A 21,188-nucleotide genomic window follows, 5' to 3' on the forward strand; every position below is an offset into this window, starting at 1 on the left:
GAGTTCACCTCAGGGTGCTCCCCACTGCATGATTTGTCGCTGATGCGTCAAATCGAAATCTTTTTTACACCCGCAATACGCGCAGTCGCCGTCTGACCATCCGCGCCGTACAGTCCGGTTTCTTTATGCGGCTTCAGCACCTCAAGCGCCTGCTGATTGCGCTCAATCTGCCCTTCAAGCAGCCAGCCGTTATGCTGGTTGAGATCGCGCAGATGCTGGGTTTTTTCGGTAATGGTCTGCCAGCGCTCAACAATATCGTCATTGGCGCTGCGCTTCGGATCCTGCTCGGCGCGGCGCTGCTGCTCCAGATAATCCAGCGTCGCCAGCAGCGAACTCTTATCTTCAGTAATACGCTGCAGCGCGCTGCCGTTGATGTGGCCGGAAGAGAGATGCTGCTGTTCAGCGTCCATTACCGTTTTCAGGTCGTTCAGGACAACCGTCATTTGATCCAGTATTTCTGACAGTCGACTCATACGGTTAGTTACTCTGTAAGAAACTCTGTGCTTCCTGAATCAGGGCGTCAGCGATTTTGCTGGTGTCCATTTTCAGCTCACCGTTGCGAATAGCCGTTTTCAGCGCTTCAACACGTTCCATATTGATATCGTTGCTGCCTGGCTGCATCAGTTTTGCCTGGGCATCGCTCAGGGTCACGCTGGTGCTGTTAGACGTTGACGGTTTTTCCAGACGCGTTTTCTGAGGGGTAGCGTCGTTCGTTTCGCGAGGCTGTACAGCGCTTACCGGCTTCAGGGCTGATGTACGATCAATGCTCATAGTGTTGTCCTCATCGAGGGTTCGCGGCGTTTGCGCCTGACATCATCATTAGTTGAATATTTATCGGCACGCGCCGCGGAATCTTTAAAAAGATTATAGGTTAATCAGAATATTCCCATCAGAATCGACGGTTCCGCTAACCACCTGGCCCGAGGACATTCTGACACGGGCGTTTTGCGCCACCGCAGCATTGTTTAACGCTTTCCCTTCACTGTTGATGCTAAAGCCATCTCCGTTGGCGACCACCATCACCTGCTGTCCTGCTTTAACACGCCACGCCTGGCGCAGCATTGAGAGCTGAATCGGCTGGCCCGGGGCGACGTCGCGCAGGCTGACGGCGTCCTGTGCCTGGTTCATTTCCAGCATTGTCCGTGGCGGAAGCTGGTCCAGACGCCCGCGCTTAAGCGTCACGCTGTTTGCCTGGAGCGTGCTGCCACGCGCAATGGGGACGGCGGCGACAACATAATTGCCCGTCGCCTGAACTGCAACCTGTAAATAGCGTTTTTTGTTGGCGCAGCGTGCCAGCACGTTCACATTGCCCCACAGCTTCGTGGTCCCCGTCACGCTGAATGACGGTTGCTCGCAGGTCGGATACAGATTCGGCGGCGTACGGATGGTCACGTTAACTTCGTCGCTAAAGCCCGCCAGCTTCTGGGCAAAAAAATTCGTCAGCGCATTCTGTAAATCCCCGGCCTGCACCAGAGGGCTAAACAGCAAGACGGTTGCCATCAGGCCACGTTTTAACGTTTGCATCGCAAGTTCCACCGTTTCCAGAGTTGGGTGAATTCTACCTGCAGTGGTTTTGCATCAACGGAATAAATAGCGACGCATTTTGCGCTTATTCCGTCGATAGGGGAGACCGGGTGAGATTTAAGCTGTGAACTGAAATTTTGCCATCAGCGGAGGAGACATGCTCGATAAACTCGACGCCGCGTTACGTTTTCAGCAGGAAGCGCTCAATTTACGCGCCCAGCGGCAGGAGATTTTAGCCGCCAACATCGCTAACGCCGATACGCCCGGGTATCAGGCGCGCGATATTGATTTTTCCAGTGAACTCAAAAAGGTGATGGAGCGTGGACGTGCCGAAGGAACGGGTGTTGCACTCGCCATGACATCCTCTCGCCATATTCCTGCTCAGGCGATGACCGCGCCAGCGACCGATTTACTTTATCGCATCCCCGACCAGCCTTCACTCGACGGTAACACCGTGGATATGGACCGGGAGCGTACGCAGTTTGCCGATAACAGCCTGAAATACCAGACGGGCCTGACCGTACTCGGCGGACAAATCAAAGGCATGATGAACGTCCTGCAGGGGGGCAACTGATAAATGGCCTTGCTGAATATTTTTGATATCGCCGGCTCGGCGTTAACCGCTCAGTCAAAACGGCTGAACGTGGCAGCCAGTAACCTGGCGAACGCCGACAGCGTGACCGGACCTGACGGTCAGCCTTATCGTGCTAAACAGGTTGTGTTTCAGGTCGACGCTGCGCCAGGTGCGGCAACAGGCGGCGTGAAGGTGTCTGACGTGGTAGAGAGCCAGGCGCCGGACAAGCTGGTGTACGAGCCTGGTAATCCGCTCGCGGACGCTAACGGATACGTGAAGATGCCTAACGTGGACGTGGTGGGCGAGATGGTGAACTCCATGTCGGCGTCCCGTAGCTACCAGGCGAACGTCGAAGTGCTTAATACCGTGAAGAGCATGATGCTCAAAACACTGACTCTCGGCCAGTAAAGGAGACATGCATGTCCATCGCCGTAAATGTGAATGATCCTACGAACACAGGTGTTAACAACACCAAAAGTTCGACAAGTTCCAGCTCCCTGACGGGAAGCAATGCCTCCGATTTGCAGAGCAGCTTCCTGACGCTGCTGGTAGCGCAGCTTAAGAACCAGGATCCGACTAACCCAATGCAGAACAACGAACTGACCACGCAGCTTGCGCAGATCAGCACCGTGAGCGGCATTGAGAAACTGAACACCACCCTGGGTTCCGTCTCCGGTCAGATTAACAGCGCCCAGTCCCTGCAGGCTGCAAGCCTGATCGGTCACGGCGTGATGATCCCGGGTACCACTATTCTTGCGGGTACCAGCACCACCGAGGGTACATCGACCACCACCACTACGCCGTTCGGCGTGGAATTGCAGCAGGCGGCTGACAAAGTGACCGCGACGATCACCGACTCAACCGGCGCCGTGGTTCGCACCATCGATATCGGCGAGCTGAAGGCGGGCGTTCACACCTTTACCTGGGACGGCAGCCTGACCGACGGCACGAAAGCACCAAATGGCTCCTACAAAGTCGCGATTAGCGCCAGCAACGGGACAACCCAGCTGGTGGCGCAGCCGCTGCAGTTCGCGCTGGTTCAGGGCGTGATTAAAGGGGGCGACGGCAACAAACTGGATTTGGGTACCTCCGGTACCACCACACTCGACGAAGTTCGGCAGATTATCTAAGCCTTAACACTTATCAGGAGTAAGTCATGGCCTTTTCTCAAGCGGTCAGCGGCCTGAATGCTGCGGCCACCAACCTGGACGTCATTGGCAACAACATCGCCAACTCCGCGACCTATGGTTTTAAATCCGGTTCTGCTTCCTTTGCAGACATGTTTGCCGGTTCCAAAGTGGGTCTGGGCGTAAAAGTTGCGGGCATCACTCAGGACTTTACCGACGGTACCACCACCAACACCGGTCGTGGCCTGGACGTTGCCATCAGCCAGAACGGTTTCTTCCGTATGGTCGATGCAAACGGCTCGGTGTTCTACAGCCGTAACGGCCAGTTCAAGCTGGACGAAAACCGTAACCTGGTGAACATGCAGGGGATGCAATTAACGGGTTATCCGGTTGCCGGAACGCCTTCAACGGTTCAGACCGGTGCGAATCCACAGGCGATTAATATCCCGACCACGCTGATGGCCGCCAAGTCCACCACCACGGCTTCCCAGCAGATTAACCTCAACTCCACCGATGCCGCACCGACCGCCGCCTTCGATCCGGCTAACCCGGATACCTACAACAAAAAAGGTACGGTAACTGTCTTTGATAGCCAGGGTAATGCGCACAACATGAACCTGTTTTACGTCAAAGATGCGACCCCGGCTAACTCCTGGAAAGTGTACGCCCAGGACGGCAGCGTAGCAGGCAGCACGGCGGCAGTGGCCACGACGTTGACCTTCGATAATAACGGTACGTTGATTGGTGGTGGAAACATCAACATCACTACCGCGACTATCCCAGGTGCGGACCCGGCGACCTTCGCCATGAGTTTTGCTAACTCCATGCAGCAGAACACCGGTGCGAACAATATCGTGGCGACCAACCAGAACGGCTTCAAGCCGGGCGATCTGGTGAGCTATCAGATCAACGATGACGGTACCGTCGTCGGGAACTACTCCAACGAGCAGACTCAGGTGCTGGGCCAGATCGTGCTGGCGAACTTTGCCAACAACGAAGGCCTGAAATCTGAAGGCGATAACGTCTGGTCGGCTACCCAGTCCTCCGGCGTGGCGCTGCTGGGTACGGCGGGAACTGGTAACTTCGGCACGCTGACCAACGGCGCGCTGGAAGCCTCTAACGTGGACCTGAGTAAAGAACTGGTGAACATGATCGTCGCGCAGCGTAACTATCAGTCGAACGCGCAGACCATCAAGACCCAGGATCAGATCCTCAACACGCTGGTTAACCTGCGTTAAGCGGCTAACAGGAAAGCGCAATGGATCACGCAATATATACCGCGATGGGCGCGGCAAGTCAGACGCTCAGCCAGCAGGCCGTTACCGCCAGCAACCTGGCAAACGCCTCGACGCCGGGCTTTCGCGCGCAGCTGAATGCGCTGCGTGCGGTGCCGGTGGAAGGGCTCTCCCTGCCGACCCGTACGCTGGTGGCGGCATCGACCCCGGGCGCAGACATGACGCCAGGGCAGATGGATTACACCTCACGCCCGCTGGACGTTGCCCTGCAGCAGGACGGCTGGCTGGCGGTGCAAACGGCGGACGGTGGTGAAGGCTATACCCGTAACGGGAATATCCAGGTCAGCGCGACCGGCCAGCTGACGATTCAGGGGCATCCGGTGATGGGTGAAGCGGGCCCGCTGACCGTGCCGGAAGGCTCTGAGCTGACCATCGCCGCGGACGGCACCATCTCGGCGCTGAACCCGGGCGACCCGGCCAATACCGTTGCCCCTGTTGGTCGTCTGAAGCTGGTCAAAGCGGAAGGCAAAGAGGTGCAGCGCGGCGACGACGGCATGTTCCGTCTGACCCAGGCGGCCCAGGCTACTCGTGGCGCCACGTTACAGGCCGATCCGAGCATCCGCGTGATGTCCGGCGTTCTGGAAGGCAGCAACGTCAAGCCGGTCGAAGCGATGACCGACATGATCGCCAGCGCCCGTCGTTTTGAAATGCAGATGAAAATTATCAGCAGCGTGGATGAAAACGCGGGCAAGGCTAACCAACTTCTGTCTATGAGTTAACAGGACTCTTTATGATCAGCTCCTTATGGATCGCGAAAACTGGCCTGGACGCGCAGCAAACCAACATGGATGTGATTGCCAACAACCTGGCAAACGTCAGCACCAATGGTTTCAAGCGTCAGCGCGCCGTTTTCGAAGATTTGCTTTATCAAACCATCCGCCAGCCGGGCGCGCAGTCTTCTGAACAGACGACGCTGCCGTCAGGTCTGCAGATCGGTACCGGCGTTCGCCCGGTGGCGACCGAGCGTCTGCACAGCCAGGGCAACCTGTCTCAGACCAACAACAGCAAAGACGTGGCAATCAAAGGCCAGGGGTTCTTCCAGGTGCAACTGCCTGACGGAACCTCTGCCTATACCCGTGACGGTTCCTTCCAGGTCGATCAGAACGGTCAGCTGGTGACGGCGGGCGGTTTCCAGGTTCAACCTGCGATCACCATTCCGGCGAACGCCCTGAGCATTACCATCGGCCGTGACGGCATCGTGAGCGTGACCCAGCAGGGGCAGGCCGCGCCGGTCCAGGTCGGACAGCTCAACCTGACCACCTTCATGAACGATACCGGCCTGGAAAGCATTGGTGAGAACCTCTACACCGAAACGCAATCCTCCGGTACGCCAAATGAAAGTACGCCAGGCCTGAACGGTGCCGGTCTGCTGTATCAGGGGTATGTAGAAACCTCCAACGTGAACGTGGCGGAAGAGCTGGTAAATATGATCCAGGTCCAGCGCGCGTATGAAATTAACAGTAAAGCAGTCTCGACGACCGATCAGATGCTGCAGAAACTGACGCAACTCTAAGGCGTAGCCCGGTGCGGTAAACCCCGCACCGGCTCCCTGTTTTCGAAGATGAAGGCAATGCAAAAAAACGCGGCGTTTCGTTATCCGATACTGACTGTTCTGGCTGTCACTCTCAGCGGGTGCGCTTTGATCCCGTCTAAACCATTGGTCCAGGGTGCGACGACTGCCCAACCCGTTCCTGGCCCTGCGCCAGTGGTAAACGGCTCCATTTTCCAGACCGCGCAGCCGATTAACTACGGCTATCAGCCGCTGTTTGAAGATCGCCGCCCGCGCAATGTTGGCGATACATTGACCATTGTGCTGCAGGAAAACGTCAGCGCGAGCAAGAGCTCGTCGGCGAACGCCAGCCGCGATGGCAAAACCAATTTTGGCTTCGACACCGTTCCACGCTATCTGCAGGGCCTGTTCGGCAATGCCCGTGCGGATGTTGAGGCTTCCGGCGGCAACACCTTTAACGGTAAAGGTGGCGCAAACGCCAGCAATACCTTCAGCGGTACGCTGACGGTTACGGTTGACCAGGTGCTGGTTAACGGCAATTTACACGTCGTGGGTGAAAAACAGATCGCCATTAACCAGGGCACTGAATTCATTCGCTTCTCGGGCGTGGTGAATCCACGCACCATCAGCGGCACCAACACCGTTCCGTCCACCCAGGTGGCGGATGCGCGCATTGAGTACGTCGGTAACGGCTACATTAATGAAGCGCAGAATATGGGTTGGCTGCAGCGCTTCTTCCTTAATTTATCGCCGATGTAAGCGAGGTGACCCATGTTTAAATCGATCTTCGCCGTGGCGCTGGTTCTTGTAGCAACGTTTGCCCAGGCTGACCGCATCCGCGATCTCACCAGCGTTCAGGGCGTCCGCCAGAACTCGCTGATTGGCTATGGCCTGGTGGTGGGGCTGGACGGTACCGGTGACCAGACGACCCAGACGCCGTTTACCACCCAAAGCTTGAACAACATGCTTTCCCAGCTCGGCATTACCGTGCCGGCAGGAACCAACATGCAGCTGAAAAACGTGGCCGCGGTAATGGTCACTGCCTCTTACCCGGCGTTTGCGCGCCAGGGGCAGACCATTGACGTGGTGGTCTCCTCAATGGGTAACGCCAAAAGCCTGCGCGGCGGTACGCTGCTGATGACCCCGCTGAAAGGCGTCGACAGCCAGGTCTATGCTCTGGCGCAGGGTAACATTCTGGTTGGCGGTGCGGGTGCATCGGCAGGCGGAAGCAGCGTGCAGGTGAACCAGTTGAACGGCGGACGTATTACCAACGGCGCGATCATCGAGCGTGAGTTGCCGACCCAGTTTGGCGCAGGCAACACCATCAACCTGCAGCTGAATAATGAAGACTTCACGATGGCGCAGCAGATTGCCGACACCATCAACCGCAGCTATGGCAATGCCACGGCGCTGGATGCGCGTACCGTGCAGATCCGCACCTCTACCGGCAGCAGCAACCAGGTGCGCATGCTGGCGGATATCCAGAATCTGGAAGTGAACGTGCCGGTGCAGGATGCCAAAGTGATCATCAACTCCCGTACGGGCTCCGTGGTGATGAACCGGGAAGTGTCGCTGGATAGCTGCGCCGTGGCGCAGGGTAACCTGTCGGTGACGGTTAACCGTTCTGCCAACGTCAGCCAGCCGGATACGCCATTTGGTGGCGGCCAGACGGTGGTGACGCCACAAACGCAGATTGATTTACGCCAGAGCGGCGGCTCTCTGCAGAGCGTGCGCTCCAGCGCCAACCTGAACAGCGTGGTGCGTGCCCTGAACGCGCTGGGCGCGACGCCGATGGATCTGATGTCCATTCTGCAATCCATGCAAAGCGCGGGCTGCCTGCGCGCCAAACTGGAAATCATCTGATGCTGACCGATAGCAAACTGTTGACCAGTGCCGCCTGGGACGCCCAGTCGCTCAACGAACTGAAAACCAAAGCAGGTAAAGACCCGGCGGCGAATATCCGCCCGGTCGCCCGCCAGGTAGAGGGGATGTTTGTCCAGATGATGCTGAAAAGCATGCGCGAAACCCTGCCGAAAGACGGGATGTTCAGCAGCGATTCAACGCGTCTTTACACCAGCATGTATGACCAGCAGATTGCGCAGCAGATGACCGCCGGTAAAGGCCTCGGTCTGGCTGACATGATTGTCAAACAGACCGCCGCCGCACAGGGTGTTCAGCCAGAAGAGCAGCCGCAGCAGGTGCCGATGAAGTTCGATCTGGAAACGGTGACCAGTTATCAGAACCAGGCGCTGACGCAGATGGTGCGTAAAGCGATACCGAAGGCAACGGGCAGCGGCGACGAGGCGCTCTCCGGTGACAGCAAAGACTTCCTGGCGCAGCTATCTCTGCCTGCGCGACTGGCCAGTGAACAGAGCGGCGTGCCTCACCATCTTATTCTCGCCCAGGCCGCGCTGGAGTCGGGCTGGGGCCAGCGCCAGATCCGCAAGGAAAACGGCGACCCGAGCTTTAACATCTTCGGCGTGAAGGCCACCTCCAGCTGGAAAGGGCCGACCACGGAGATCACCACCACCGAATACGAGAACGGTGCGGCGGTGAAGGTGAAAGCGAAATTCCGCGTTTACAGCTCTTATCTGGAAGCACTGTCCGATTATGTCGGGCTGCTGAGTCGAAATCCGCGTTACACCGCCGTTACGCAGGCGGCGACGGCGGAGCAGGGCGCGCAGGCCCTGCAAAACGCGGGCTACGCGACCGACCCGAACTACGCGCGCAAGCTTACCAGCATGATCCAGCAGCTGAAATCCATGGGCGAGAAGGTCAGCAAAGCCTATAGCGCAGATATTGAAAATCTGTTCTGAAAGTTCTCAAGTCCCGGTGGAGGTTGCCGATAACCTTCATCAGGACTCGTGTCTGAACGTATAAAAGGAACCCCCATGTCCAGTTTGATTAACAGCGCCATGAGTGGCCTCAGTGCCGCGCAGTCGGCACTCAATACCGTCAGTAATAATATTTCAAGCTATAACGTGGCAGGTTACACCCGCCAGACGACGGTGCTGGGTGCATCTAACAGCACGCTGACCGGCGGTGGCTGGGTGGGTAACGGGGTGTATGTCTCCGGTGTCCAGCGTGAATATGACGCTTTTATCACCAACCAGCTTCGCGCCGCGCAGACGCAGAGCAGCGGCCTGACCACACGCTATCAGCAGATGTCAAAAATTGACGATGTGCTCTCCGATACTACCAACTCGCTTTCCACCACCCTGCAGGATTTCTTTAAAAGCCTGCAAACGCTGGTGAGCAACGCGGAAGACCCGGCTGCGCGTCAGACGGTGCTGGGAAAAGCGGGCGGCCTGGTCAATCAGTTCAAAACTAACGATCAGTATCTCCGCGATCAGGATACGCAAGTCAATACCGCAATTGCGACCAGCGTTTCGCAGATCAACAACTACGCCAAACAGATTGCCAATCTGAACGATCAGATTTCCCGCCTCACCGGCGTCGGCGCGGGCGCATCGCCTAACGATCTGCTCGACCAGCGCGATCAGCTTGTCAATGAGCTGAACAAAATCGTGGGCGTGGAAGTCTCTGTTCAGGATAGCGGCACGTTTAACATCTCTTTCGGCAACGGCTACAGCCTGGTGCAGGGCAGCAAAGCTAACCAGCTGGCGGCCGTGAAGTCCAGCGCCGATCCTTCCCGTACCACTATCGCCTACGTCGATGAGGTTGCGGGCAATGTCGAGATCCCGGAAAAGATGGTTACCACCGGCTCGTTAGGCGGCTTGCTGACGTTCCGCGCTGAAGATCTGGATAAGGCCCGTAACACCCTGAACCAGATGGCGCTGGCGTTTGCTGACGCGATGAACAAACAGCATGAGGCCGGCTTTGATGCCAACGGCGATGCGGGCGGCAAGCTGTTCGGCTTTGGTTCTCCGGCTGTGCTTTCTAACAGCAAAAATAGTGGCTCGGCGGTCGTCAATGCCACCGTTGCGGACAGCACCAAAGTTCAGGCAACGGACTATAAGCTGCAGTTTAACGGTACCGACTGGACCATTACCCGTACCTCGGACAAGACCAGTTTTACAATGAGCCCGGATGCCAGCGGCAATCTGTCGTTTGATGGTCTCAACGTGAACGTCAGCGGTTCGGCAAACGCTAAAGACAGCTTTACCGTGAAGCCTGTGTCCGACGTCATCATGAACATGGAACTGTCCATCAGCGACGAGTCCAAACTGGCCATGGCCGCGGTGCAGAACGGCGGTGAGAGCGACAACCGCAACGGGCAGAAAATGCTCGATCTGCAAAACAGCAAAGTGGTTGGCGGAAACAAAACCTTCAACGATGCCTATGCCTCGCTGGTCAGCACCGTGGGTAGCACCACCGCTTCACTGAAGGTAAGCAGCCAGACGAAAGCCAACGTGGAAACGCAGTTAATCAAGCAGCAGCAGACCATCTCTGGGGTAAACCTTGACGAAGAGTATGGCAACCTGCAGCGTTATCAGCAGTATTACCTCGCCAACGCGCAGGTGCTTCAGACTGCCAGTACGCTCTTCGATGCAATTATCAACATTCGTTAAGGTTGAGGTGAAAAATGCGTATTAGCACCCAGATGATGTACGAACAGAACATGCGCGGGATCACCGATTCCCAGAGCAGATGGCTGAGCTACGGTGAGCAGATGTCCACCGGCAAACGCGTTAATCGTCCGTCGGACGATCCTATCGCGGCTTCGCAGTCTATTGTTCTGTCGCAATCTCAGTCACAAAACAGCCAGTTCGCGTTAGCGCGCACCTTTGCCACGCAAAAAGTGTCGCTGGAAGACAACGTGCTGACCCAGGTGAACACCGCGTTATCAAGCGTGCGTGAGAAGCTGGTCTACGCGTCAAACGGCACCTTAAGCGATGACGACCGTCTCTCTCTGGCGACCGATATCCAGGGGATCCGCGACCAGCTCATGAACCTGGCTAACACGACGGATGGCAATGGTCGCTTTATCTTTGCGGGTTACAAAACCGAGAGCGCACCGTTTGATGCCGCAACCGGCACCTACAATGGCGGCACTGAGGCGATCACCCAGCAGGTTGATACGGCGCGAAACATGGCAATCAGCCATACCGGCCAGCAGATTTTCGAAAGCATTACCAGCAATGCGCAAGAGCTGCCGGGCGGAGGCTATGGCGAAACAAACATGTTTAAAATCCTTGATTCCGCCATTGCTTCGCTGAAGACGCCGATTGAAAACGATCCGGCCGCGGCTGCCGCACAAAGCCAGACAATTTCCAACGCGCAGATCGGTATTAAAAACGCGCAGAACAACGTCCTGACGGTCGTTGCGGATGTCGGCACCAAGATGAACGAACTGGAAAAACTCGATACCCTGGGTGACGACCGCGCGCTGGGCCAGACTAAGCAGATGAGTGACCTGGTGGACGTGGACTGGAACGAAGCGATTTCCTCTTACACCATGCAGCAGGCGGCCCTGCAGGCCTCTTATAAAGCGTTTAGCGATATGCAGGGCATGTCTCTGTTCCAGCTGAACAAATAACATCTTGACCTCTTGGAACATGTCTTGAAACTGGGCATGTTTTACTGCCCAATCCGTCTGGATTGGGCATTTTTTTATGCCATTTCTGCTGGTGCTGAGGCGACGCGCGCGCTTTCAATCAGGCGGATTGCCAGCGCAATGATGCCGCAGACCGTTGCCAGCGCGACCACACCCGTCCAGCCAGCCAGCGTGTAAATATTGCTGCCTAACGCGGAACCCAACGCCATGCCGATAAAGATCACGGTAAAGAGCAGGGCGTTCAGGCGGCCACGAGCCTGCGGCTCAAGGCTGTAGACCAGGTTCTGGTGCGCGACCAGGCTGGACTGCAGGCCCAGATCGAACCCGATGGCAGAGACGGCAATCAGAATCAGCTGTCCGTGAACCCCCAGTGCGGGCATCAGGAACATCAGGGCAAACGAGATGGTCACAAGGATTGCGCCAATCTGCGTCACTTTCCCGGCACCCAGTTTATCCGCCAGGCCGCCTGCCAGCGGTGCGGCTAATGCACCGGCAGCACCTGCAATACCAAAACCACCGGCGACGGCACTGCCGAGGTGATAGCGTTCCAGCAGCATGACTGCAAGCGTTGACCAGAAGGCGCTAAAGGCAATCGACAGAAAACCCTGGGCCAGCGCCGCACGGCGCAGAGCGGGATAACGACGCCACAGATGTTCCATCGAGCGCATCAGTGCGGGATAGCTCAGCGTGGAGTGAATCGCGAAACGAGGGAGCACGGCCCACATCACCACCCCGATAAACGCAATACTTGCCGCAGCCAGCTGGTACATCACGCGCCAGCCAAACGCTTCGCCCACCACGCCGCTGACGGTTCTGGAGAGCAAAATGCCCAGCAGCAGACCGGTCATCACCGTACCGACGGTTTTTCCCTGTTTACCTTCCGGCGCAAGAATCGCCGCTGCCGGGACAATATCCTGCGCCATGGTGGCGGCCATGCCGATGAGCAGACTTGCCAGCAGCAGGGAGTGGATCTGTCCGGTCAGGCTACAGCCCAGGAGAAACAACGCCAGCGCCGCACTCTTTATCAGGGTTAACGTTCTGCGGTCGTGGCGATCGCCGAGCGGCAGCAGGAACAGGATCCCTAAGGCGTATCCCGCCTGGGTGAGCGTCGGGACCAGGCCCATTCCTTCGATACTCAGGTGAAGGTCAGCGCCCATCAGGGGCAGCAGCGGCTGGGCATAATAGATGGATGCCACGCTGAAGCCTGCACCGAGCGCCAGCATTAAGATGACCCAGCGGCTTACGGCATGGGCGGCAGTTGTTGTGTTCATAAGACGTTCCTCATTCATCGTGTGAGGCTATTTTTTATCAGTACGCCTTGCGACGGTAGCGGGTGCGGTGGTAAAACGCTTATACGTTGAGCGTATAAATGCGAACAAGATGAAAAGAACTGAGCGTATAGACAGGGTGGAGCTAATGCGGACGTTTGTCCGCATTGTGGAGGCAGGGTCACTCTCTGCGGCGGCACGGCAGCTGGATACAACCCAGGCCACGGTGAGCAGGCGGCTGCAGTCGCTTGAGACAATGCTGGGCGTGCGCCTGATGTTGCGAACGACCCACACGACGCGGCTCACGGATGACGGCGAGCGCTGCTATCAGCACGCCCGTCGGGTGATTGACAGCTGGCTGGCGCTGGAAGATGAGGTGGGACAGACGGAAGATGAACCTGTAGGCGTGCTGCGGGTGCGGGCACCGCACGCGTTTGGTCAGGATCAGCTCCTGAAACCGCTAACCGAGTTTTTGCAGCGTTACCCGCAGCTTTCGATTGAGTGGATGCTCAACGATCGATCGGCTGATTTCCTGGGCGACAACCTTGACTGTGCTATTCGGGTGGGAATGGAAGTCGATCCGGCGACCGTATCCGTGCTGCTGGCCGAAGTGCCGCGTTCGGTGGTGGCTTCTCCGGCACTGCTGGACCGTTTTCCGACGGTTAATACGCCGGAGGATCTGCAGCAGCTGCCGTGGATTGCTATCAGCTCTTTCTACCAGCGCCATGTGGAGCTCTTTCACGAGGCATCATCCGCTACCGCGCGAGTGAATATTACCCCACGCCTCAGTACCGACAGCCTGTATGTCGCACGCAATACGGCACTCACCGGGCTTGGCGTGGCGGTCGTATCCAGCTGGACGGTTCAGGACGATATTCGGGAAGGGCGGCTGGTGCATTTACTGCCAGAGTGGCAACCGGCGGCGTTACCGGTGCATCTGGTTTACCCCTGGTCCCGCTATTATCCGGCGCGCTTGCGGCGATTTCTGGAACTGATGCGGCAGATCATGCCGGAGGTCACCGGGATGAGAAAGCCCGTGCAGCAGGCATAAAAAAGCCGACCCGAAGGTCGGCTTTTTACTTTCTGTGTCGTTATTCGACAGACTGCGGACGCGTCGCCGGTGCAGTCGCCTGATGCGTTGCACTGTGGCCGCCTGCAGCGCCTTTACCGTCGAAGCTGAACGCCGGGCGAACCCAGTCGCTGTGGCGCGGGGCTTCAGGCACATACTCTGGTGCCGGAGCACGCGTCATTGGCGCTGTCGCAACGTGAGCTGGCGCAGGCGCGGCAACAACCTTAACCGGCTCAGGCTTCACTTCAGGCGCTTTCACTTCTTCGACAACCGGCTCAACCTGAATCTCAACGTCCTGAACGACTTCTTCAGTGGTGGTTTCGACGAGGGTTTCAGCGGCTTCTTCTACCGCGGCTACAGGTTCAGCCTCTTCAGCGACTTCCTCAGCCACCACGACATCCTCTTCAGCGATAATCTGCGGTGCGGCATCAACTGGCGCGGCAATCACTTCAGGGTGGGTGGTTTCGACGTCCACTGCGTGTGGTTCTGCCACTTCAACAACCTGAGGTTCAACCACGGTTGCTGCTTCGGTCACCGCGTCTTCAACCGCTGCTACAGGGGCAATCACCTCTTCGGTAACAGCCTGTTCTTCAACAGCCTGCTCAAGGCGAGCGACCGGGTAACGGATCCAGACTTTGCCGGATGCCATTTCTGGCGACGCGCACGCCACGGTCAACGGCATTGGAGACTGAGTCGGGTAACGCTCGTCACGATAACGACGACGACGCTGGCCGCTGACGCGCAGATGACGTGGAGAACGGCGGGAGCGACGCGGCATACCTGCGTTGTCACGGTTTTCACCGTTTTCATCCTGCTCAACGTTATTGTCCACGACGGCTGGCAGGTCAACTTTTGCAACCTGAGTACCTGTTGCGGTTTCTGCCGCTTCAGCCGCCACAACTGCAGTTTCTTCTACCGGAGCCGCACCGATGCGCACTTTCTGCGCCAGCTGGCGCTGCTTACGACGTGGCATAACCTGAGTACGTTCTTCCTGCTCGCCGTCCTGCTGCTCAGCAGGCTCTTCGCGGTTCAGGTTTTTAACTTCCTGCTGCGCCTGACGCTTCTCGTCGTTACGACGACGGTTGCGTTCGCGGCGTGGTTGCTGCTCGTCGCGCTGTTTGCTCTTCTCGGACTCATCGCCCGCCTGCTGGCGAATTTCACGATCTTCAACATTCTGCTGCTGTTTCTCGCGACGGTTGCGACGGTTGTCTTCGCGCGGCTCACGGCCTTCGTTGTTATCTGAACGGCTGTCGCGACGCTCGTTACGGTCGCTGCGGTCGTTACGATCGCGGCGGTTGTTCTGACGTTTGCGACGGTCCTGCTGACGCTCAGGTTTGGCTGCTTTTGGTTCTTCCTTCGGCTGCTCTGGCTGAACGTCTTCACCCGCAAACATCTTCTTCAGCGCGCCGAAGAAGCGGCTCAGCAGACCCGGTTGCGCCGGCTGGGCCTTCGCGGCCGCGGCTTCTGGTTTCTGCGCTGCAGGCTTGGCCGCCGGTTTTTCCAGGGCTGCTTCCGGTGGAGCTTCAGGCATGATGAAGGTCGCTAACGCTGGCTGCTCTGGCAGTTTGCGCTCTGCGGGTTCTTCATCGGAAGGCAGCGCCATCTCTTCTTCATGCAGCTTCGGCAGCAGGTAGCTGAGGGTGCTGGTCTCTTCGCCTTTACGGACACGCAGCACGTGATAGTGCGGGGTTTCCATCTGATCGTTCGGTACGATGATGCAGCGAACGCCGCCCTGACGCGCTTCAATCGCACTGACAGCTGCACGTTTTTCGTTCAGCAGGTAGGAGGCGATTGGCACAGGCACAATGGCGTGAACCTCTTTGGTATTCTCTTTCAGCGCTTCTTCTTCAATCAGACGCAGGATAGAGAGAGACAGCGATTCGTTGTCACGCACGGTACCGGTGCCGGAACAGCGCGGGCAGACGTGATGGCTGGACTCACCCAGCGACGGGCTCAGACGCTGGCGGGACATCTCCAGCAGGCCAAAGCGCGAGATATGGCTAATCTGGATACGCGCGCGATCCTGACGCACCGCTTCACGCAGGCGGTTTTCAACCGCACGCTGGTGGCGAACAGGGGTCATGTCGATGAAGTCGATAACAATCAGACCGCCCAGGTCGCGCAGGCGAAGCTGGCGGGCGATTTCATCAGCGGCTTCAAGGTTGGTGTTGAAGGCCGTCTCTTCGATGTCGCCGCCGCGGGTTGCACGCGCGGAGTTGATGTCGATAGCGGTCAGCGCTTCCGTGGTATCGATGACGATAGAACCGCCGGACGGCAGGCGCACTTCACGCTGGAAGGCGGACTCGATCTGAGATTCGATCTGATAGTGGCTGAACAGCGGGATTTCACCGGTGTACAGCTTGATTTTGCTGGTGAAATCCGGACGACCCAGCGCGGCGATGTGCTGGCGAGCCAGCTCAAGCACTTTCGGGTTATCGATCAGAATCTCACCGATGTCCTGACGCAGGTAGTCACGGAAGGCACGCACGATAACGTTGCTTTCCTGGTGAATCAGGAACGGAGCAGGGCGGCTTTCAGCGGCTTTCTGGATCGCTTCCCAGTGCTTCAGACGGAAGCTCAGGTCCCACTGCAGCGCTTCGGCTGATTTGCCGACGCCTGCGGTGCGTACGATAAGTCCCATGCCGTCCGGCAGTTCGAGACTTGCCAGAGCTTCTTTCAGCTCGGTACGGTCATCACCTTCGATACGGCGAGAGATGCCACCCGCACGCGGGTTGTTTGGCATCAGCACCAGATAGCTCCCCGCCAGGCTGATAAAGGTGGTCAGTGCGGCACCTTTGTTGCCACGCTCTTCTTTATCAATCTGTACGATAACTTCCTGACCTTCACGCAGAACATCTTTGATGTTTGGGCGGCCATGGGCGTTGTAGTTTGCAGGGAAATATTCGCGAGCGATTTCTTTCAGAGGGAGGAAACCATGACGCTCAGCACCGTAGTCGACAAATGCAGCTTCAAGGCTTGGTTCAATGCGGGTGATTTTACCTTTGTAAATGTTCGCTTTTTTCTGTTCGTGTCCAGGACTTTCGATATCCAGATCGTACAGGCGCTGCCCATCCACAAGGGCGACACGCAACTCTTCTTGCTGAGTTGCGTTGATTAACATTCTTTTCATCGTAACTTACTCGTTATTCTTACATTGACGACAAAGCTGCGGGCAAGGTGACGCTTTCCGGGGTATGAACCGATGGCCTCGTGTCTGTTCACGTCGCCAACCTCACGGTTGTCGCTCGCTTAAGAGGCGCAGAGTGTCGGTTGCCTGTGTTTCATACGGAAACACAGCGCAATTATCAGGGGAATTGCCTGGGTAGAACTCTCCAGAGAACAATCCTTATACCGGGAAGTACTGCAACCCGCAGCCCGCTAACTGCCTGAAAGATCAATACGTCTTACGCCATTGCTGCGTTGATGATCGGTCAGACAAAATTGGTCATTCCGTCGACATCCTTACAAAACCCGGATTTAACGCGGAAAACAGCCTCATTATTCCACTGCTCGCCAGGTTATAGCAAGATGACTTTTACCAATTATCACCCGGTTACTCACAGTTTCTTCACCTCAAGGTGGTGATTGGTTTAATAACCACCAAATCGATTGCGTGAAACAGGGCGCAGGCCGGATAAAAGTAAATATAAGCATAGAAAAATGAGTGGCGCTAATGGCTGACGATATTTAGAATCGCCAACCATGAAAACAGAGACTCCAGCCGTAAAAATGGTTGCTATCGCGGATGACTACGCGGGGCAACGTATCGATAACTTCTTGCGCACCCAACTGAAGGGTGTGCCAAAGAGTATGATTTACCGCATCCTGCGTAAGGGCGAGGTGCGGGTGAACAAAAAACGCGTGAAGCCTGAGTATAAGCTCGAAGCGGGCGATGAAGTGCGTATTCCACCGGTGCGCGTGGCAGAACGCGAAGAAGAGGTGGTTTCTCCGAAGCTGCAAAAAGTCGCGGCCCTGAGCGATGTTATCCTTTATGAGGACGATCATATTCTGGTGCTCAATAAGCCATCGGGTACCGCCGTCCACGGTGGTAGCGGTCTGAGCTTCGGCGTGATTGAAGGGTTACGTGCGCTGCGTCCGGAAGCCCGTTTCCTCGAACTGGTTCACCGTCTGGACCGTGATACCTCAGGCGTGCTGCTGGTAGCGAAAAAGCGTTCTGCGCTGCGTTCCCTGCACGAGCAGCTGCGCGAGAAGGGAATGCAGAAAGATTATCTGGCGCTGGTGCGCGGTCAGTGGCAGTCCCACGTGAAGGTGGTGCAGGCGCCGCTGCTGAAGAACATTCTGCAAAGCGGCGAGCGCATTGTCCGCGTGAGTCAGGAAGGGAAACCGTCTGAGACGCGCTTTAAGGTTGAAGAGCGCTATGAGTTTGCCACGCTGGTGCGCTGCAGTCCGGTGACGGGACGTACTCACCAGATTCGCGTCCATACGCAGTTTGCGGGCCATCCGATTGCGTTTGATGACCGCTACGGCGACCGCGAATTTGATAAACAGCTGGCGGGCACGGGGCTGTCGCGTCTGTTCCTGCATGCGGCCGCGCTAAAGTTTACCCATCCTAATACCGGTGAAATTATCCGTATTGAAGCGCCGCTGGATGAGCAGTTGAAACGCTGCCTGAAGGTTCTGCGCGGCTAAGGTAAAAGCAAAACGGCAACGAAGTTGTCGTTTTTAATGTTTGCACCCTCTCCCTGTGGGAGAGGGCCGGGGAGAGGGCATCAGGCCGGCAGCGTCCCAGTCATATTGTCAGCGGATTACACTCTTCACGCCTTAACATCTGGCACAAGGCAATCAGCGGCAATCCCACCAGTGTGTTCGGATCCCGACCGTCCAGCTTGTCGAACAGCGCAATCCCCAGCCCTTCACTTTTAAAGCTCCCCGCACAGTTCAGTGGACGTTCCCGGCGCACGTAATCCGTAATCTCCTGCTCGCTCAGATGGCGGAAGTGCACGTCGAACGGCTCGCATTCGGTTTGCAGATGGCCGGAGGCGGAGTTATAGAGCGCCAGGCCCGTATAAAAGGTCACGATACTGCCACGCGCGCGCAGAAGTTGCTGGCAGGCGTTCTCTTCCGTATGGGGCTTGCCGGTGATTTCGCCATCCAGCACGCAAACCTGATCGGAGCCTATAATCAGATGTGCAGGATAACGTGCGGCCAGCGATTGTGCTTTCTCCTTCGCAAGACGCGTCACCAGATGACGCGGCGACTCGCCCGGCTGCGGCGTCTCATCAACGTCCGGCGCGGCGCATTCAAACGGGATCCCGAGCTTTTCCAGCAGCATTCGACGGTAGGGGGACGTGGAAGCAAGTACGAGATTTGGCATATTTTTATCACCAGATATAGCGTATCGATGCCAGCCATTTTAAACTACAGGCCGCAATGTGTGCGAATAATTGGCAAAAGGCAGCTCTGGTTGCCTTTTTCTTTGACTCTATGACGTTACAAAGTTAATATGCGCGCCCTATGCAAAAGGTAAAATTACCCCTGACTCTTGATCCGGTTCGTACGGCTCAAAAACGCCTCGATTACGAAGGTATCTATACTTCCGATCAGGCCGAGCGTATTGCCGCATCTGTAGTCAGTGTGGACAGTGATGTAGAATGCTCCATGTCGTTCGCTATCGACAACCAGCGTCTCGCCGTTTTAACCGGTGATGCGAAGGTAACGGTAACGCTCGAGTGTCAGCGTTGCGGGAAACCGTTTGTACAGCATGTTCACACAACGTATTGTTTCAGTCCGGTTCGTTCTGACGAACAGGCTGAAGCACTCCCGGAAGCGTACGAGCCGATTGAGGTTAACGAATTCGGTGAAATCGATCTTCTGGCTCTGGTTGAAGATGAAATCATCCTCTCCTTGCCAGTAGTTCCGGTGCATGATTCTGAACACTGTGAAGTGTCCGAGGCGGACATGGTCTTTGGGGAACTGCCTGATGAAGCGCAAAAACCAAACCCATTTGCCGTATTAGCCAGCTTAAAGCGTAAGTAATTGAGGAGTAAGGTCCATGGCCGTACAACAGAATAAACCAACCCGTTCCAAACGTGGCATGCGTCGTTCCCATGACGCGCTGACCGCAGTTACCAGCCTGTCTGTAGACAAGACTTCTGGTGAGAAACACCTGCGTCACCACATCACCGCTGACGGTTTCTACCGCGGCCGCAAGGTTATCACTAAGTAATCACGCGTCAGCGTGATTAGGCTTAGTGAGGATTTCCCCGTGCAAACGGGGAAGTTACCGAACCAGGCTGCGACGATACCTTGACACGTCTAACCCTGGCGTTAGATGTCATGGGGGGAGATTTCGGCCCTTCCGTGACAGTGCCTGCAGCATTGCAGGCACTGAATTCTAATTCGCAACTCACACTTCTTTTAGTCGGCAATCCCGACACAATCACGCCATTACTTGCAAAAGCTGACTTTGAACAACGTTCGCGTCTGCAGATTATTCCTGCGCAGTCAGTTATTGCCAGTGATGCCCGGCCCTCGCAGGCGATTCGCAATAGCCGCGGCAGTTCTATGCGCACCGCGCTGGAACTGGTAAAAGAAGGGCGAGCGCAGGCTTGCGTCAGTGCCGGCAATACCGGCGCGCTGATGGGGCTGTCGAAATTACTGCTCAAGCCGATTGAGGGCATTGAGCGACCGGCGCTGGTGACGGTGTTACCGCATCAGCAGAAGGGAAAGACGGTGGTGCTCGATTTGGGCGCTAACGTGGATTGTGATAGTACCATGCTGGCTCAGTTCGCCGTGATGGGGTCGGTGCTGGCAGAAGACGTGGTCGGGATTAGCAATCCCCGCGTTGCGTTATTGAATATTGGTGAAGAAGAGACCAAAGGCCTGGACAGCATTCGCGAAGCTGCTGAAATGCTCAAACAGGTTCCCTCCATCAACTATATTGGATATCTCGAAGCCAATGAGTTGCTGACGGGAAAAACGGATGTTCTGGTGTGCGATGGCTTCACCGGAAACGTAACGTTGAAGACCATGGAAGGGGTCGTGCGCATGTTCCTTTCTCTGCTGAAATCTCAGGGAGAAGGCAAAAAAAGCGCCTGGTGGTTGATTTTATTGAAGCGTTGGTTACAAAAGAGCCTGACGCGGCGATTCAGTCACCTCAACCCCGACCAGTATAATGGCGCCTGTCTGTTAGGATTGCGCGGCATCGTGATTAAGAGTCATGGCGCCGCCAATCAGCGAGCATTTTCTGTCGCCATTGAACAGGCAGTGCAGGCGGTGCAGCGACAAGTCCCTCAGCGGATTGCCGCTCGCCTGGAATCTGTATTAGCTAAAAGTGACTGAG

Annotated in this window: 22 protein-coding genes; 16 read left to right on the forward strand and 6 right to left on the reverse strand. The window is 56.6% G+C overall.

Features of this window, described 5'->3' with window-relative positions; all coding sequences use genetic code 11:
• Positions 1–47 precede the first annotated feature (47 nt).
• From flgN to flgA, 3 genes are all read right to left on the reverse strand, one after another.
• Complete coding sequence (gene flgN / locus AC4ICF_RS08995) at positions 48–473, reverse strand: flagella biosynthesis chaperone FlgN (protein ID WP_025755834.1); 426 nt, start codon at positions 471–473, stop codon at positions 48–50.
• A gap of 4 nt (positions 474–477) precedes the next feature.
• The gene (flgM, locus tag AC4ICF_RS09000; protein WP_014883360.1) at positions 478–771 is read right to left on the reverse strand and encodes a flagellar biosynthesis anti-sigma factor FlgM; all 294 of its coding nucleotides are present in this window, start codon (positions 769–771) and stop codon (positions 478–480) included.
• Between the two features lie 93 nt (positions 772–864).
• Entirely contained in the window at positions 865–1,524 is a 660-nt protein-coding gene (flgA, locus tag AC4ICF_RS09005; RefSeq protein WP_316378905.1) for a flagellar basal body P-ring formation chaperone FlgA, read from the reverse strand.
• A gap of 157 nt (positions 1,525–1,681) precedes the next feature.
• Here flgA and flgB point away from each other — a divergent pair, with 157 nt between their 5' ends.
• From flgB to flgL, 11 genes are all read left to right on the forward strand, one after another.
• Positions 1,682–2,098, forward strand: coding sequence for a flagellar basal body rod protein FlgB (gene flgB, locus AC4ICF_RS09010; protein WP_008500815.1), 417 nt, complete (start codon positions 1,682–1,684; stop codon positions 2,096–2,098).
• A 3-nt stretch (positions 2,099–2,101) separates the two neighbouring features.
• Positions 2,102–2,506, forward strand: coding sequence for a flagellar basal body rod protein FlgC (gene flgC, locus AC4ICF_RS09015; protein ID WP_013097138.1), 405 nt, complete (start codon positions 2,102–2,104; stop codon positions 2,504–2,506).
• Between the two features lie 11 nt (positions 2,507–2,517).
• Positions 2,518–3,228: a flagellar hook assembly protein FlgD gene (flgD, locus tag AC4ICF_RS09020; RefSeq protein ID WP_045406631.1), complete on the forward strand. Its 711-nt coding sequence runs from the start codon at positions 2,518–2,520 to the stop codon at positions 3,226–3,228.
• Positions 3,229–3,254: 26 nt separating this feature from the next.
• Positions 3,255–4,463, forward strand: coding sequence for a flagellar hook protein FlgE (gene flgE, locus AC4ICF_RS09025; protein WP_061098580.1), 1,209 nt, complete (start codon positions 3,255–3,257; stop codon positions 4,461–4,463).
• 20 nt (positions 4,464–4,483) lie between these two features.
• Complete coding sequence (locus AC4ICF_RS09030) at positions 4,484–5,239, forward strand: flagellar basal body rod protein FlgF (protein ID WP_116340682.1); 756 nt, start codon at positions 4,484–4,486, stop codon at positions 5,237–5,239.
• Between the two features lie 11 nt (positions 5,240–5,250).
• Positions 5,251–6,033, forward strand: coding sequence for a flagellar basal-body rod protein FlgG (flgG, locus tag AC4ICF_RS09035; RefSeq protein ID WP_000625853.1), 783 nt, complete (start codon positions 5,251–5,253; stop codon positions 6,031–6,033).
• Between the two features lie 57 nt (positions 6,034–6,090).
• Complete coding sequence (flgH, locus tag AC4ICF_RS09040) at positions 6,091–6,789, forward strand: flagellar basal body L-ring protein FlgH (protein WP_023311139.1); 699 nt, start codon at positions 6,091–6,093, stop codon at positions 6,787–6,789.
• Positions 6,790–6,801: 12 nt separating this feature from the next.
• Complete coding sequence (locus tag AC4ICF_RS09045; protein ID WP_045406630.1) at positions 6,802–7,893, forward strand: flagellar basal body P-ring protein FlgI; 1,092 nt, start codon at positions 6,802–6,804, stop codon at positions 7,891–7,893.
• Positions 7,893–8,846 carry a flagellar assembly peptidoglycan hydrolase FlgJ gene (flgJ, locus tag AC4ICF_RS09050; RefSeq protein WP_045406628.1) on the forward strand — a complete coding sequence of 318 codons (954 nt, stop codon included), beginning with the start codon at positions 7,893–7,895 and terminating at the stop codon, positions 8,844–8,846. Before AC4ICF_RS09045 ends, flgJ begins: the two co-directional genes overlap by 1 nt.
• A 75-nt stretch (positions 8,847–8,921) precedes the next feature.
• Entirely contained in the window at positions 8,922–10,562 is a 1,641-nt protein-coding gene (gene flgK / locus AC4ICF_RS09055) for a flagellar hook-associated protein FlgK (protein ID WP_116340680.1), read from the forward strand.
• A gap of 14 nt (positions 10,563–10,576) precedes the next feature.
• Positions 10,577–11,530 carry a flagellar hook-associated protein FlgL gene (flgL, locus tag AC4ICF_RS09060; RefSeq protein WP_116340678.1) on the forward strand — a complete coding sequence of 318 codons (954 nt, stop codon included), beginning with the start codon at positions 10,577–10,579 and terminating at the stop codon, positions 11,528–11,530.
• Positions 11,531–11,604: 74 nt separating this feature from the next.
• Here flgL and AC4ICF_RS09065 read toward each other — a convergent pair whose 3' ends face one another.
• Positions 11,605–12,819, reverse strand: a complete 1,215-nt coding sequence (locus tag AC4ICF_RS09065; RefSeq protein WP_316378906.1) for an MFS transporter — start codon at positions 12,817–12,819, stop codon at positions 11,605–11,607.
• A 145-nt stretch (positions 12,820–12,964) separates the two neighbouring features.
• Between AC4ICF_RS09065 and AC4ICF_RS09070 the strand changes: the two genes are divergently transcribed.
• Entirely contained in the window at positions 12,965–13,867 is a 903-nt protein-coding gene (locus AC4ICF_RS09070; RefSeq protein ID WP_395312682.1) for a LysR family transcriptional regulator, read from the forward strand.
• A 40-nt stretch (positions 13,868–13,907) separates the two neighbouring features.
• Here AC4ICF_RS09070 and rne read toward each other — a convergent pair whose 3' ends face one another.
• Complete coding sequence (gene rne, locus AC4ICF_RS09075) at positions 13,908–17,015, reverse strand: ribonuclease E (protein ID WP_316378907.1); 3,108 nt, start codon at positions 17,013–17,015, stop codon at positions 13,908–13,910.
• Positions 17,016–17,587: 572 nt separating this feature from the next.
• Here rne and rluC point away from each other — a divergent pair.
• On the forward strand, positions 17,588–18,535 hold the full coding sequence (rluC, locus tag AC4ICF_RS09080; RefSeq protein ID WP_048999989.1) for a 23S rRNA pseudouridine(955/2504/2580) synthase RluC: 948 nt from the start codon (positions 17,588–17,590) through the stop codon (positions 18,533–18,535).
• 100 nt (positions 18,536–18,635) lie between these two features.
• On the opposite strand, the gene AC4ICF_RS09085 is transcribed toward rluC, so the two are convergent.
• Positions 18,636–19,220, reverse strand: a complete 585-nt coding sequence (locus AC4ICF_RS09085; protein WP_166710771.1) for a Maf family protein — start codon at positions 19,218–19,220, stop codon at positions 18,636–18,638.
• 140 nt (positions 19,221–19,360) lie between these two features.
• Here AC4ICF_RS09085 and yceD point away from each other — a divergent pair, with 140 nt between their 5' ends.
• The 3 genes from yceD (at position 19,361) to plsX (ending at position 21,187) form a co-directional block, all read left to right on the forward strand.
• Entirely contained in the window at positions 19,361–19,882 is a 522-nt protein-coding gene (gene yceD / locus AC4ICF_RS09090; protein WP_316378909.1) for a 23S rRNA accumulation protein YceD, read from the forward strand.
• Positions 19,883–19,898: 16 nt separating this feature from the next.
• Complete coding sequence (gene rpmF, locus AC4ICF_RS09095) at positions 19,899–20,072, forward strand: 50S ribosomal protein L32 (RefSeq protein WP_003857964.1); 174 nt, start codon at positions 19,899–19,901, stop codon at positions 20,070–20,072.
• Positions 20,073–20,152: 80 nt separating this feature from the next.
• The gene (gene plsX, locus AC4ICF_RS09100) at positions 20,153–21,187 is read left to right on the forward strand and encodes a phosphate acyltransferase PlsX (RefSeq protein ID WP_116340668.1); all 1,035 of its coding nucleotides are present in this window, start codon (positions 20,153–20,155) and stop codon (positions 21,185–21,187) included.
• Position 21,188 lies beyond the last annotated feature (1 nt).

It is taken from the genome of Enterobacter sp. ECC_219_Taxon_10, from assembly GCF_058354905.1.

Coding starts and splice junctions, on each gene's coding strand:
- flgN (WP_025755834.1), bottom strand. CDS start 473: ATGAGTCGACTGTCAGAAATACTGGATCAAATGACGGTTGTCCTGAAC.
- flgM (WP_014883360.1), bottom strand. CDS start 771: ATGAGCATTGATCGTACATCAGCCCTGAAGCCGGTAAGCGCTGTACAG.
- flgA (WP_316378905.1), bottom strand. CDS start 1,524: ATGCAAACGTTAAAACGTGGCCTGATGGCAACCGTCTTGCTGTTTAGC.
- flgB (WP_008500815.1), top strand. CDS start 1,682: ATGCTCGATAAACTCGACGCCGCGTTACGTTTTCAGCAGGAAGCGCTC.
- flgC (WP_013097138.1), top strand. CDS start 2,102: ATGGCCTTGCTGAATATTTTTGATATCGCCGGCTCGGCGTTAACCGCT.
- flgD (WP_045406631.1), top strand. CDS start 2,518: ATGTCCATCGCCGTAAATGTGAATGATCCTACGAACACAGGTGTTAAC.
- flgE (WP_061098580.1), top strand. CDS start 3,255: ATGGCCTTTTCTCAAGCGGTCAGCGGCCTGAATGCTGCGGCCACCAAC.
- AC4ICF_RS09030 (WP_116340682.1), top strand. CDS start 4,484: ATGGATCACGCAATATATACCGCGATGGGCGCGGCAAGTCAGACGCTC.
- flgG (WP_000625853.1), top strand. CDS start 5,251: ATGATCAGCTCCTTATGGATCGCGAAAACTGGCCTGGACGCGCAGCAA.
- flgH (WP_023311139.1), top strand. CDS start 6,091: ATGCAAAAAAACGCGGCGTTTCGTTATCCGATACTGACTGTTCTGGCT.
- AC4ICF_RS09045 (WP_045406630.1), top strand. CDS start 6,802: ATGTTTAAATCGATCTTCGCCGTGGCGCTGGTTCTTGTAGCAACGTTT.
- flgJ (WP_045406628.1), top strand. CDS start 7,893: ATGCTGACCGATAGCAAACTGTTGACCAGTGCCGCCTGGGACGCCCAG.
- flgK (WP_116340680.1), top strand. CDS start 8,922: ATGTCCAGTTTGATTAACAGCGCCATGAGTGGCCTCAGTGCCGCGCAG.
- flgL (WP_116340678.1), top strand. CDS start 10,577: ATGCGTATTAGCACCCAGATGATGTACGAACAGAACATGCGCGGGATC.
- AC4ICF_RS09065 (WP_316378906.1), bottom strand. CDS start 12,819: ATGAACACAACAACTGCCGCCCATGCCGTAAGCCGCTGGGTCATCTTA.
- AC4ICF_RS09070 (WP_395312682.1), top strand. CDS start 12,965: ATGCGGACGTTTGTCCGCATTGTGGAGGCAGGGTCACTCTCTGCGGCG.
- rne (WP_316378907.1), bottom strand. CDS start 17,015: ATGAAAAGAATGTTAATCAACGCAACTCAGCAAGAAGAGTTGCGTGTC.
- rluC (WP_048999989.1), top strand. CDS start 17,588: ATGAAAACAGAGACTCCAGCCGTAAAAATGGTTGCTATCGCGGATGAC.
- AC4ICF_RS09085 (WP_166710771.1), bottom strand. CDS start 19,220: ATGCCAAATCTCGTACTTGCTTCCACGTCCCCCTACCGTCGAATGCTG.
- yceD (WP_316378909.1), top strand. CDS start 19,361: ATGCAAAAGGTAAAATTACCCCTGACTCTTGATCCGGTTCGTACGGCT.
- rpmF (WP_003857964.1), top strand. CDS start 19,899: ATGGCCGTACAACAGAATAAACCAACCCGTTCCAAACGTGGCATGCGT.